The sequence below is a fragment of the Paraburkholderia sp. USG1 genome, from assembly GCF_031570135.1.
In the GTDB taxonomy this organism is placed as follows: Bacteria; Pseudomonadota; Gammaproteobacteria; order Burkholderiales; family Burkholderiaceae; genus Paraburkholderia; species Paraburkholderia dioscoreae.
This window is the reverse complement of record NZ_JAMWXW010000010.1, coordinates 25,039-37,408: the sequence shown is the minus strand read 5'-3', so window position 1 is coordinate 37,408 and position 12,370 is coordinate 25,039. Positions and strand designations below refer to the sequence as shown.

The following is a 12,370-nucleotide window of genomic DNA, read 5'->3' as shown; positions in this document are numbered from 1 at the left end:
CACCGGTAGGCTTCATTGTCTCAAATCCGGGAGGATTCGATCGGCGGATCGGCGAGCCAAACGGCGCTTCTCCTGTCGCCGTGGGGTATGCGGATTCTCGTAGTCTTCACGTCGCCGCTTTCCCGGTCACGCTGAACGACCATCACGCCCCGAAGCCGAACCCGTCGCATTGCGATGCGAAAAGAGCCCTTGGCCGGCTGCGATTCTTAAGACGAATTTATGCTCGTTCTGGGTCTAATTTGGGGGCAGAGCTATAATGCCCGGATCCCTTTCTTTTCCCATCTTCCGCTATGAGCCGGTTACTTTGCCTGATCGTGCTTTCGCTCGGCCTCATACAGACCGCGGCGGCCGACGAGAACAACGAGCGAATGTCCGCGTATCTGACGCACAAATTCGGCCTGGCAAAGGAAAAGGCTCAGAAGATTTCGGACGCAGTGCAATCCGCCGCGTCGAAATACTCCCTCCCGCCGGCGCTCCTGCTGGCGATCATCTCGATCGAATCCCGCTTCAAGGAAAAGGCCAAGGGCGCCAACGGCGCAACCGGGTTGATGCAGGTCGTGCCGGGCGCGCATCGCGGGTTGCTGAGGAACGTCAAGGATCTTACCGAGCCGACCGCGAACATCGAAGTAGGCTCGGCGATCCTGTATGGCTATATGCGCTCTGCCAATGGCGACATGAACGCCGCGCTCAAGAGCTACGGCGGGTCGCAAGCTTATGCACAGAAGGTGAACTTGCGGGTCGGCGATTTCGCGGCGGTCGCCGCACCGCAAGACACGGCGCAGCAGACAGACGCGCAAGCCGCCGCGTGCGCGGCGCAGTCAGTGTCCGATCACTGCGCGGCGCTGGATAACTGGGCCGATGCGTTCACCGTGCCGGCTATAGGCGCAGCCGGGAAAAACGGCGCGGTCGCGTCTTCGATGGGACTTCCTCCAACGTCGCGCTAGGCGACATCCTGTTTCCCTCCGCTCCTTTTCCCGCCACGGCACCGCGGTCATGGTGATGCACTGTCACGTCCTGTAAGACTACGGGTTTGCGTGCTTTTTACGCATATCTGGCAACCGCTCTACAATGCATTCCCATTCGCGCTTACGTGGCGCCTCTTCCGATCGACCATGTTGACCTCGTTTTCCAGAACCACAGCCGCCGCGCTTATCGGCCTGTTGACCGTTGCCGCCTGTAGCAGCACGCCGCAGCTGAAATTCCAGCAGGAACTGTTCGAAACCGGCGCGAGCCCGTACGCGCGCAATTTCAATTCGAGCACTACGGACACCTGTGAGGCCGCACGTCGTGCCCTGTTGAGCCAAGGCTACCTGACGACGATGACGCGCAACGACACCGTCGACGGCACCAAGAATTTCCAGCCGACGGGCGATAGTCACGTGGTGGTCGAATTTCATGTGGTCTGTACGCCGGGCGAAGAGGCGAGCGACACCAGCATCGTCTACGTCAATGCCGTGCAGAATGGCTTTGCGTTGAAGAAAAGCGATACCTCGGCGAGCGTTGGGTTGAGCGTGCTGGGTTCACTGTCGCTGCCGATTCGTTCGAACAGCGATGCGTTGGTCAAGATTTCGAGCGAGACGATTCCGTCGGGCAAGTTCTACGACCGTTTCTTCGGCCTCGTTGATCACTATCTGCAAACGGTGGTGCGCACGCAACCGGTCGCGAGTAGCCGGATCGAGACGCGCCTGCTGCCGGTGCCAGTCGAAGCGACGGCTCCGGCACCCATTCCCGAGATGCCCGACGCGATCGGCGCGGCGGCGTCCTTGTCCCCGGCGAGTGGGGTTGGCGTGGCGCCCTGAGTCACCGGTAGCAGATCTCGTATGAAGGCTGATCAAGCGCCGATCAGCCTTCAATCTCATCACGAAGCGCGGCTTATCCTATGTCTTTTACTTCATACGTATATATATGTAGTAATAGTTAACAAGGGTTAACCCCTTCTGTGGATAACTCGCAAATGTGCCGACATATCAATGTAATACGGACGGCATAACCCTGCGGGACACCTCTGTAGAAAAACTACAGAACCGGGATAACTTTGATGGGCTTGCCCGGCCGGCCGCCTTATCAAGATTCCACTCACAGGCTGTTCCATGCGCTATCCCGAAGTTATTCATAGGCAATTGTGGATAACTCGCCTTCCAGGCGCTTTCTTCACTGCTTGCCGGGCAGGTTTTTCAACTTCGGCAAGCGCTCGGCACCGTACAGACCGCTGGACGGCAGACGCGCACATTGAAGACGGACGGTACAAAGATTGCGTCTGTCTTTTTGCAAGCGCGACTGTTGCTATTTAGTCAAAACGATTTGGGCAATGGCCGATCCAGGCATAGAGTTAAAGTGTTTTCTGAGGTTATTGGTGCAGTGCGGGGGGTGTGTAATGAAACGCAGAACAGCACGACAGCTTGTCCGTCTTCTATCGGATATTCGACATGCCACCCATTGCAGCACGCTGCGGGCGGCAGCCACCAACCGGGCCATCACGCTCGCGTCCGCCGAACACGACGCGGACGTTGCAGACCGCGACGACAATACCGAGGCCACGCGTGATGCGCATCAGGATAAGCCAGCCCGGAGCGGATCATGAGAATGGAGAGCGAGCAGTCGCTGCGGTTTCTTGTGGAAAAATGGCTCGCGCCAGAGCCTTCCGTGCCAGTTCATGTCACCGAATTCAGCCGCACCCGCTTGGGTGGCCGGCGCTACGTACGCGTCGAGACTTCGCTCGAAGCGGGTTCACGCGGATTATTCTTCTTTCGTCACGACGACGGCTGCTGGTGCGTGTTTCCGCCTACCGCCGATACGCCGGCACTGTTTGCCCAGCATTCGCGAGCGGCCTGAAGGCGCGGGTGCGCAACTCACCGACGTCGACCGTCTTCGCAACGGCTTCGCACGCTTCGGCGTGGAATGGAGCGGCTGGCTACATCTTCAGGACGATGCGCGAGGCAAGCGTTCATGCCCGCGTTGCCAGGCCGGCATCACCTGACACACGATCAAACCCGCCAGCACCAGCGCACATCCAGCCAGCGCGCGCGCCGACATTGTCTCGTCGAGCACGAGCCAGGCTGCCAGCGCGGCGAATACGCCTTCCATGCTGAAGATCACCGCGGCGTGCGACGGCGCCGCATGCTTCTGCGCGACCACCTGAATCGTATAGGCGACGCCGACCGACAGCGCTCCGCCGTACACGATAGTCGGTGCGGCGCGCGCGATTACCGCAAGACTGAACGGTTCGATGGCGAGACCGACAACGAGGCACGCGAGCCCACACGTCACGAACTGCACGAGTGCGAGCATGAGCGCGTCGTGGCGCAGCGCGAAGCGTCCGACCAGCATCATCTGGATGGAAATCACGAGTGCACCGGCAAGCTGATACCAATCGCCGTACAGTATCGAAAACTGCTCGTTCACGCTCAGAAAATACATGCCGACCGCGGCGAGCGCCGCACCGAGCCACGTGCCGATTCCCGTGCGATGTTTGAAGAGCACACCAAGCAAGGGCACGATTACCACGTACAACGAACTGATGAAGCCTGCGTTGGCGACCTTCGTGTATTGCAGGCCGATCTGTTGCAGCGAAATCGAGGCGGCCAGCACCATGCCGAGCAGCACGCCCGCGCCCAGCAGTTCGCGTGCGCCGCCGGGTTCGCGCTTCGACAGTTCAGCCAGCGCGGAGCGCCGGACGCAAACGATCAGCGTCAGCACGACGAGTGCGCCGAGCAGGAAGCGCAGTCCGGTGAACAGAAACGGTCCGATCGCATCGAGACTCAGGCGCTGAGCGACGAACGCTGAGCCCCAGATCATCGCAGCGATCAGCATCAGCACATTGGCACGCAGGTGTTGGCGGGTTTCGGCTTTCAACGGTGGTCTTTCAGTTTCGGTGGTTGTCACAAGGTGTTCGCGGCCGGTCGGCGACGGCTCGAGCGGTACGCCGCGGCTCGGCGCAGACATGATACCTGGGCACGGCAGCTCTGGCGTTCGCACATCGCGCAGTGCCGGCATCCTCGAACAGATGCGCTTGGCGTCGAATGCTCCAATTGACCCACGGCCGCGCGCCGATGCCGACTCGCGCGATAATCGCGCGACGGCCATTGAGCTCAGTACACCACTGGCCCGACGAGCCGGCTGATTCTCAGGCAAACGCAATGGACGAGAAAGACTGGATCGCCGGCGCCGCGAAAGCGCTGGCGATCATCGAAGCATTCGATGAAGAGCACGCGCGCATGACGCCAGCCGCAGTGGCCGCTCGCGCAGGCCTGTCGCGCACGGCGGCGCGGCGCTATCTGTTGACGCTGAGTCGGCAAACGCCGCGCTGCACCGCGTGTTGCCAACCCTTCTGGAGAACGCCAGCCTGCTGCGCAACCTGGTTTGAGGCGGTCTAGGTGAATGCCCTGGTATGGGATACTTAACGAGTGAAAGGACGCCGAAAGCAAGCTGTCTCCCGGAAAATACATATCGAGTTTTGGGCATGACAAACCGCCTACACTGGGTAATACTCTCCCGCGGGGAGCGGGAAGGCGCCTCAAGCCCTGTCTGCTTCACCGTGCAGCTTATTCATTCACATTGACTCAGTCGTCCAGGTTTGGGGAACAACACATGAAAAAACTTATCGTCTCGCTCGCAGCCGCTTCGATCGCGCTGGTTTCCGTTCAAGCTTTCGCACAAGCGTCGGACGCAGCACCGGCTGCTGCAGCAAGCGCGCCGAAGAAGCATCACATCAAGAAGCTGAAGACGCACGGCAAGCGCGCTCCGGTTTCGGCAGCCGCTTCGGCAGCCGGCACGAATGACAAGGGCACGCAAAACTAAGCTGTCGCCCGATTCTTCGGGCCAGCTTCGCCGGTCAACCGCATCGCGCCGCTAGCCGGCCGGCGCAGTGTGAACCGGATGAAGGCGTTGCAAGCAAAAAGGCCAGAGTTCATGCTCTGGCCTTTTTGCATTCGGGGCGCGGTTTGCGCGGCCCTCAGCCCGCAAGGCCCCGCTTGATGACTTCGTTCAGCAGCCCTGTCATTCCTTCTGGATGGGTCGCTGCCCGCTCTTTCAGTTCGGTCACCAGATCGCCGTTCAGCTTGCACGCGAATGCGACGAGACCCTGTGCCTGATCGAGCTTGCGCTGTTCGCGGCGATCGAGTTTCGGCTCGGCGGCCGCCGCTTTGCCGAAGCGCTCGGCGGTCGACAGCTTCATTGCGTTGTTCAGCTTGAGCGCCTTGTTCTTTTCAAGGTCGGTTTTTTTCATCGCCATACGGAAGGCCTCTGCCAGATAAGTAATCCCGCATTGTACGCACCGTGCCGCACGCCGCGCGAGTGCGTGGCGTTCGGGGTTTCATGCACATGTATCGCCGTGCGCAGAGGGAACGAAGGTGGACCTCAAGCGAGGTTTACGCGGACCGGTCCGGCGCGGCAGCCACGCTGTCCATCAGCGCGCGCATTCTTTGCCAATGCGTACCCTCCCAGAACACGCGACGGCACACGTCGCAGGTCACGAACTGGGCATGCCTTTCCAGTACGCCGTCGGGAGCGCGCGTGCCGACTTCCTCCTTGGGGATACGCCGTAGCGGCACATTGCACATCAGACACAGGCGGAACGGTTGCGCGCTGCCGGCCAGATCGAGCCGTTCAAACACTTCGCGCAATTGTTCGCGCGGCCTGAGCGTGCGGACGTAGCAGCCATGCGTGATGTTGCGGCGTTTCAATAACTCGCGGTCGCGCGTCAGGACGATGCGCTGTTGCGCAGCGGCAAGTGCTTCGATGTCGGCGTCGGGAAAGTGATTGTCGTACAGCGTATCGAAGCCGGCGAGCCGCAGGAGCGGCGCGAGGCCGCCCAGATGCGCGTCGGCGATGAAACGCACCACGCGCAGCGGCCGCTCGCGTACGCGCAGGAGCGGCTGGATGTCGAGCGCTTCAAACTTCGGATAGACGGCTATGCGATCGCCGTCCGCGAGGGGATGATTGAAACCGACCGATTCGCCATTGACCAGAATCAGTTCGACTTCGGTGTGCGGCACGCCGAGCGCTTCGATCATGTGCTTGGCGGTGGCGCCCGGCGCACAGGCGTAACTGAACGCGCGCCGGCGCAGTGGGCGGGCGAGAAAATCGTTCAGCTCCTCGTAGAAGCGGAATGTCGCGGTCACCATTGCTGCAGTATCGCACCGTGTTTCGTTGCGTGCTGTCCTGCACGTGTCGCATGGGTGTGCTTTACTTCCAGTTCTTTAGAAGACGGAGCGACAGATGGACATCGGTTTTATCGGTCTCGGCGAGATGGGCGCCGCGATGGTTGCAAACATTTTGAAAGCCGGGCATCAGGTGCGCGTGTGGAACCGCTCACCGGAACGCGCGCAACCGCTCGTCGACGCAGGCGCGCGGATTGTCGCGACGCCGGCCGAAGCGTTTGCGGGCGACGCCGTGTTCTCGATGCTCGCCGACGACAGCGCGTTGCGCGAAGTCATCACCGCCACCCTGCTGGAACATGCTCCGCGCGGGCTCACTCACGTGAACATGGCGACGATTTCCGTGGCGCTGGCCGAGGAACTGGCGACCGCGCACGCGTCGCGCGGTATTCACTACGTGGCCGCGCCGGTGCTGGGCCGGCCCGATGTCGCGGCGGCGGGCAAGCTGACCATTGTGGCGGGCGGACCGGCCGAGTCGATCGACCGCGTTCAGCCGATTTTCGACGCGATCGGCCAGAAGACCTGGCGGATCGGGTCGCTGCCGCAGCAGGCGAACGTCATGAAGCTGGCCGCCAACTTCATGCTCGGTGCAGCGGTCGAGACGCTCGGCGAAGCGGCCACGCTGGTGACCGGGCACGGTCTGGCCATGCAGGATTTCCTCGACGTCATTACAAGCGGCCTGTTTCCGGGGCCGGTCTATTCGGGCTACGGCAAGCTGATCGCCGAGCAGCGCTACGAGCCGGCGCTGTTCAAGGCGCGACTCGGCCTGAAGGACATCCGTCTTGCACTGGCAGCGGCCGATGCCGTGACCACACCGCTGCCGATCGCCAGCGTGGTGCGCGACAGCCTGATTGAAGCCGTAGCTCACGGTGATGGTGAGAAGGATTTCGCGGTGTTGGGGCAAGTCGCCGCACGGCGAGCCGGGCGCTGAGAGGTAGGGAGAGGTACGGGAGGCGGCGCTGAGAGGCAGGCACTGACAAACAGGCGGGCGTACTGCGAGGCGGGCACTGACGGGGCTGCTATGGCGGCAGGCGTCACACTGACAGGCGCGGGCGGGCATAATAGCCGTCCGCTCCCTTACCCGCCTCGATTCCCATGAGTCTGCATACCTGGTGGCTGTTCGTCGCCACTGTCTTTGTCGTTTCTGCGATTCCCGGTCCGAACATGCTGCTCGTGATGACGCACGGCGCCCAGCACGGCCTGCGCCGCTCCAGCGCGACGATGGCGGGTTGCCTGTCGGCGCTGGTGCTGATGCTGGCGGTATCGGCCGCGGGGCTCGGCGTCTTTCTCGAAGCCTGGCCGGCCATGTTCAACGCGCTGCGGATGATCGGCGCGGCCTACCTCGTGTATCTCGGCATCAAGGCGTGGCGCGCGCCGGCCGACGAAGCCGCCGCCAGCGACGCCGACGACCTGGCCGCGAAGCCCGCACGTTCGCGCCTGGCGCTGTTCCGCAACGGCTTTCTCGTCGCAGGCAGCAATCCCAAGGCGATTCTGTTCGCCGCGGCGCTGTTGCCGCAATTCATCGACGCCGCGCAACCCAAGCTGCCGCAATTCGGTGTGCTCGTCGCCACCTTCGCCGTGATCGAAGTGAGCTGGTATCTGGTGTACGCGGGTTTTGGCACGCGTATCGGCGCGAGGTTGAAAAGCCGCAGCGTCGCGCGGATGTTCAATCGGCTGACTGGCGGCGTGTTTGTCGGATTCGGCGCGATGATGGCGCTGGTGCGCCACTGAGCCCCAAGCGGCAACGCCTCATTAACGGAGGCCATAGGATATTTTACAAGATGTTGTTTTTTTGCAACGTTGAGGGTCAACCCTAATTTGTATGTTGCGACGCACCAAAGCATTTGCTATAGTTTGTCTTGTCTCCTCCATGTCTCCTCTGATATGGATTCAGCCCGCCCAAATAGGCGGGCTTTTTTTTGCCCTGAATTTGCAGCGTCCCGGAAAAGACAAAGCCGGCTGGCCCTTGCACCGGGCCGCCGGCTTTTTTGCGTCAAGGCTGAACTCAGAACTTGTACGAGACGGCGAGGAAAGAAATGATCGGATCGGCCTTCAGTTCCGCCTTCGACACCCCCAGTTCCGTGCCGTCCGCCGCCTTGATGATGACCGACGAGGTCGTCTTCAGCGGAATGTAAGTGACCGATGCCACGAGGCCCCAGTGATCGGTGATGTTGTATGCGAGCCCCGCATTGAACACCGGCGCCCATGATGACGACGCCTTCGCCGACACCTGCGTCTGCCCCGGCTTGCCCGCACCGGCGGCCAGCACCGCGCCGAGGTTGTTCTGCGTCGACTGGATGAAGTTCTGGCTCAGCTGAATGTCGGAGAACCAGTTATACGACACGCCGACGCCGACGAACGGCCGGAATTTCGCCGTCGGCGCGTTGAAGTAGTACTGGAACAGCAGCGCCGGGCTCCACTGGCGCACGCTCTTGACGATCGGATTGGACTGCGGATCGCCCAGATCCTGCTGGCCGAGCGCGCCGGCCGGTCCCGGCGGTTTGATGACGCCGTGCCCATAGATCTTGAACACCGGCGGCACACCTGCCACCGTCGTCACCGCAATGTGATCGGTGAGGTAATGGCTGAATACCAGACCGACCGTATCGGCGCTTTTGGTCGACAGGCTCGTACCGGGCGACGTGAACGAACTCGGCAGGCGCAACGGCGTGTTGATCGGCGTCGGCGCGACATTGGTGGTGAGCGGCGTGCTCGAATCCTGCGGCATGACGTGAAACCAGCCGAGGACCGCGACGTTGTCGCCCGCATGCTGGGCGTGCGCGCTGGCGCACAGGCAGGCGGCCAGTAACGCGAAACAGATTCTTTTCATGTTGTTCCTCCTGAGGCGCGCGTGAAGCTGATCGCGCGCGGCAAGCGGCGGCAGGTCGATGACCACGCCGGTGCATTGCATATTCGTTGGGCGCCGGTTGCCGCGCGGTGACGCTGCGCGGCAACCGGAACGCGAACGCCACGTTGCGGATTGGCGGCGCGTGGGCGCCCATTACTGGACGAAGGCACCGATCGTGAAATATGGCGAGGCCGCGTTGGTCAGATCGAGGTAGCCGAACACGCCGCCCGTGAAGATCATTTTTCCGGTCGGTGTGGTGCCGGTCGATGCGCCCACTTGCGTCGTCGTCACCACACCCGGCACGGCTTGCGTGAAGTCCAGATTCAGCGCCGTCGCAAGCGATGCCTGCGATGCGTTGAACGGATCGAGCAGCGTGGCTTCGGCGCCTTCGAGCGCGGTGGTGCGGTAGTCGAACTGGCTATCCACGCCGATGTACTCACCGTTCTGCGAGTTCACCGCGATCGCGCTCTGCGGCGCCAGGATCGAGATGCCCGACTCATCGTCGGCGTACGGTCCGAGCGCGCCGTTTTGCGGCACGGTCACCGACGAGTTCGCCGCGCCCGTGCGCACGAGGATCGGCACCAGCTGGTTACGCAGCTTGCCGACGATCATGTAGCCGCGCGCTTCCGGAGTCGTTGCGAGCGTGGGCTTCGCCTGGCCCAGGAAGTTGTTGGTCTGGAACGCGCCGCTGCCGTCCGCAGATTGCGCGAAATTGCCGCCGGGCTGCTGACACTTGCCAGCGTTGATGCCGGAGTTGTCGCACTCGGTCCACGTACCGTCCGCGTTGATCGTGATCTTTGAATCGACCGCGACCGGCGCGAAGTTTTGCGACGGCACCTGGTGATAGCCGAGCTGGTTGTACGTGCCGGCCACGTTCGCGAGATTCGTTTCAATCGACGAGAAGCCGATGAACGGGTAGTACGGGAACTTGGTGTCCGGCACGGCGCCCACGCCGAGAATCCCGCCGAACGAAATTTCGGCGCCCGGAATCGTGCCGCCCGCCACGCCTTCGCCCACAAAAATCCGTGCCGGACGATTCGGGTCGAGACTCGCGCCGTTCAGGCGGAACGCGCACTGGTTGAGCTTGTTGGTCGGCAGCATGGTTTCCTGGGTCAGCGTGCCGCTGGCTGATTGCCCGGCGCGCGTCGGGACGACAGTGCCGGTGGTGGCAGGAATCGGCGACTCGATGTAATTGATCTGCCAGGTCATCTTGGTCGTATCGAGTTGCAGCTTGACCAGTTCGCCGTCACCGCCGCCGCCCGTGAATAACGTACTGTAGTCCAGCGACGCAGGGCACAGACGCACTTCCGTCACCGGCCCGTCACCACCGCCGCCGCCACCACATGCCCCCAGCAACGGTGCAGCAAGAGCGAGCACCGAAAGGATTCTCCATTTCATACCGCCTCCAGAATTTTCTCGTTGTATGTGGCCGGCTCCCAGTCCAGCCACCTGCTTTATTTATGTCTCGTACTGCGAACTGCCGGTCCGTTATCGCTCACTTGCTGATTTGCGCGCCAATGCCGAAGTAAGGAGCGCTCGAAGCCGTGCTGCTGAGTTGCGACGTCGGCGCTACACCGCCATTCACGGTCCCTTGAATCTCGATGGCGTACAGCCCGCCGGAAGCGATCGCGAGGCCGGTCTGACCGTTCGCCTGCTGCACACCAACCAGTCCCGGGCTCGGCAAGCTGTAGCCGAGACCGAAGCCGTCTTCCGCTGCGGAAGTCGACGGGTTGATGAAAGTGCCGACGCCGCCCTGGATCAATGCCGCGGTGTACCTGAAGTTGGAGTCGGCACCCACGTAGCCGCCGTCGAAGCCGCCGGATGCAAGCGGCGTGGCCGCCGCGAGCATCGCGATGCCGGACTCGTCGTCGACCTTGGCGTCGGCGTGCAGCAAGGCGGCCGTACCCAGATTCACGGAACCCGTGCGAATGACGAGCGGCACCGTCGCGCCATTGATCTGGCCGAGAATCATGTGCGCCTGCGCGGACACGCCGCTCGGCTGGTTCAGCGGCGGCAGCTTGAGCTGCGCGCCGATCTGCGGTGCGTTCTGGCTGTCGAAGTAACCGCTGCCATTGGCGGTCCACGCCGTGCCGGTCGTCAGGCAGCCGCTCGCGCTCGGCGTGAAGGCCGCGTTCGCCGGATTCGAGCCCGTGCAGTTGCCGGCCGCGTCGAAGGTTTCGACCGTGTTGGTGGCCGTCGCCGCGTACGAGCCGGACGGCACGAGGTGGTACAGCAAACCGTTGTAGGTGCCGGCCAGCCTGGTGATGTCGGTCGTCGTGCTGGCGAAACCGAGGAACGGATAGAAGTCGAAGTGCCGGTTCGGCACTGCGCCAACGTGATCGATGATGCCGGGAACGATGGTCAATCCGTCGTACTCGACGGTCGCGCCCGGAATACCTCCGCCGGCCACGCCCTGGCCGACCAGAATCATCGGCGGGTTCGGGTTGTTGACGAAGTCGGGTGTCGTGTAAGTGGAGCCGTCTGCGGGCGCGGTGCCGGTGCCTTTGCCGAGAATGAAGGCGCAACGGGTTTGCTCCGCAGTCGGCAGCATGCCGGTCGGCGGATGAATCACCGCACCGGTGATCTGGGTGCCTTCGCGCGTGATCGTGACGTCGGCGCTGGTCAGCGGGATCGGTGACTTGAGCCACTTCAGCGTGTAGGTCATCGCTGTCGCATCGATGTTCAGTTGCACGACTTCGCCGCTACCCGCCCCGCCCAGGAACGTGCTCTTGACGATGTCGGCAGTCGCGGGACACAACGCAGCCGCGCCGGCTCCCGAGGGTGGCGGACCTTGCACGCCGCAGCTCGCGCCCGAACATTGCGCTGGGTTGACCGGGCCTGGATTGTCGGCCTTGCCGCCACCGCAGGCGATCAGGAATGGGGCCGTGGCAATGGCCATCGCCAGGCCTCGAGTAATGGCGTGCGACATGCTGCTGTCTCCCTTCATGTAATTGTGCGAGCTAATTTCGCTGTGCGGATAATGGCTGTCAATTGAATGAGCCGTCTAAAAAGACTGATTCAAACAACATGTTTTTTGCCGGGCGCGCACCGTCTGGACAGAGGCGGCCCTTTTAAACAAAAAAGGAATTTTCTGCTGGAAGGCGGCATCGTTGCTTCGCCGCACTCCCTTGACAGGCAAGCCTTGCAGCAAAATGGCTCTATCATCTTCGAACGACCGTTCGCAAAAAAATCCGGAGTTTCCCTATGCGGAAAACTATGCTGTGGACGTCGTTATCAGGAATGAATTACCGGCGCTTTATGGGTGGTCCCATTTTTATTTTTTAAGTAATGCGGGCTACTACTGATTAAGCGCGGAGAAAGGAATTGGGATTGGCGGTTTTTTAAAACAGAAAAGCCGGTCCATCAG

Annotated in this window: 13 protein-coding genes and 1 pseudogene; 8 read left to right on the top strand and 6 right to left on the bottom strand. The window is 62.0% G+C overall.

The window, feature by feature from the left end; all coding sequences use genetic code 11:
• Window positions 1-290: 290 nt before the first annotated feature.
• The 3 genes from NE850_RS15165 (at window position 291) to NE850_RS15155 (ending at window position 2,832) form a co-directional block, all read left to right on the top strand.
• A complete protein-coding gene (locus NE850_RS15165; protein ID WP_310698893.1) occupies window positions 291-944 on the top strand; it encodes a transglycosylase SLT domain-containing protein in 654 nt (217 codons plus the stop codon).
• Window positions 945-1,112: 168 nt separating this feature from the next.
• Window positions 1,113-1,799, top strand: coding sequence for a DUF2242 domain-containing protein (locus NE850_RS15160; protein ID WP_007179883.1), 687 nt, complete (start codon window positions 1,113-1,115; stop codon window positions 1,797-1,799).
• A gap of 778 nt (window positions 1,800-2,577) precedes the next feature.
• Window positions 2,578-2,832, top strand: a complete 255-nt coding sequence (locus NE850_RS15155) for a hypothetical protein (RefSeq protein ID WP_007179882.1) — start codon at window positions 2,578-2,580, stop codon at window positions 2,830-2,832.
• Window positions 2,833-2,919: 87 nt separating this feature from the next.
• Here NE850_RS15155 and NE850_RS15150 read toward each other — a convergent pair whose 3' ends face one another.
• The gene (locus tag NE850_RS15150; protein ID WP_035518464.1) at window positions 2,920-3,852 is read right to left on the bottom strand and encodes a DMT family transporter; all 933 of its coding nucleotides are present in this window, start codon (window positions 3,850-3,852) and stop codon (window positions 2,920-2,922) included.
• Window positions 3,853-4,136: 284 nt separating this feature from the next.
• Between NE850_RS15150 and NE850_RS15145 the strand changes: the two are divergent.
• Together NE850_RS15145 and NE850_RS15140 are read left to right on the top strand one after the other, a co-directional pair.
• Window positions 4,137-4,286: pseudogene (locus NE850_RS15145) on the top strand (helix-turn-helix domain-containing protein); the annotation flags it as partial.
• A 301-nt stretch (window positions 4,287-4,587) separates the two neighbouring features.
• Window positions 4,588-4,797, top strand: a complete 210-nt coding sequence (locus NE850_RS15140) for a hypothetical protein (protein ID WP_007179880.1) — start codon at window positions 4,588-4,590, stop codon at window positions 4,795-4,797.
• A 154-nt stretch (window positions 4,798-4,951) separates the two neighbouring features.
• On the opposite strand, the gene NE850_RS15135 is transcribed toward NE850_RS15140, so the two are convergent.
• Together NE850_RS15135 and NE850_RS15130 are read right to left on the bottom strand one after the other, a co-directional pair.
• Complete coding sequence (locus NE850_RS15135) at window positions 4,952-5,230, bottom strand: hypothetical protein (RefSeq protein WP_007179879.1); 279 nt, start codon at window positions 5,228-5,230, stop codon at window positions 4,952-4,954.
• Window positions 5,231-5,366: 136 nt separating this feature from the next.
• The gene (locus tag NE850_RS15130) at window positions 5,367-6,122 is read right to left on the bottom strand and encodes a Mut7-C RNAse domain-containing protein (protein WP_007179878.1); all 756 of its coding nucleotides are present in this window, start codon (window positions 6,120-6,122) and stop codon (window positions 5,367-5,369) included.
• Between the two features lie 94 nt (window positions 6,123-6,216).
• Between NE850_RS15130 and NE850_RS15125 the strand changes: the two genes are divergently transcribed.
• Both NE850_RS15125 and NE850_RS15120 read left to right on the top strand, forming a co-directional pair.
• On the top strand, window positions 6,217-7,086 hold the full coding sequence (locus NE850_RS15125) for an NAD(P)-dependent oxidoreductase (protein WP_007179877.1): 870 nt from the start codon (window positions 6,217-6,219) through the stop codon (window positions 7,084-7,086).
• 164 nt (window positions 7,087-7,250) lie between these two features.
• On the top strand, window positions 7,251-7,886 hold the full coding sequence (locus NE850_RS15120; protein WP_007179876.1) for a LysE family translocator: 636 nt from the start codon (window positions 7,251-7,253) through the stop codon (window positions 7,884-7,886).
• A 274-nt stretch (window positions 7,887-8,160) separates the two neighbouring features.
• On the opposite strand, the gene NE850_RS15115 is transcribed toward NE850_RS15120, so the two are convergent.
• From NE850_RS15115 to NE850_RS15105, 3 genes are all read right to left on the bottom strand, one after another.
• Complete coding sequence (locus NE850_RS15115) at window positions 8,161-8,985, bottom strand: OmpW family protein (protein WP_007179875.1); 825 nt, start codon at window positions 8,983-8,985, stop codon at window positions 8,161-8,163.
• Window positions 8,986-9,156: 171 nt separating this feature from the next.
• Entirely contained in the window at window positions 9,157-10,401 is a 1,245-nt protein-coding gene (locus tag NE850_RS15110) for a DUF2957 domain-containing protein (protein ID WP_007179874.1), read from the bottom strand.
• Between the two features lie 97 nt (window positions 10,402-10,498).
• Entirely contained in the window at window positions 10,499-11,932 is a 1,434-nt protein-coding gene (locus NE850_RS15105; RefSeq protein ID WP_007179873.1) for a DUF2957 domain-containing protein, read from the bottom strand.
• A gap of 66 nt (window positions 11,933-11,998) precedes the next feature.
• On the opposite strand from NE850_RS15105, the gene NE850_RS15100 reads away from it, so the two are divergent.
• Window positions 11,999-12,247: a hypothetical protein gene (locus tag NE850_RS15100; RefSeq protein WP_310698892.1), complete on the top strand. Its 249-nt coding sequence runs from the start codon at window positions 11,999-12,001 to the stop codon at window positions 12,245-12,247.
• Window positions 12,248-12,370: the final 123 nt, after the last annotated feature.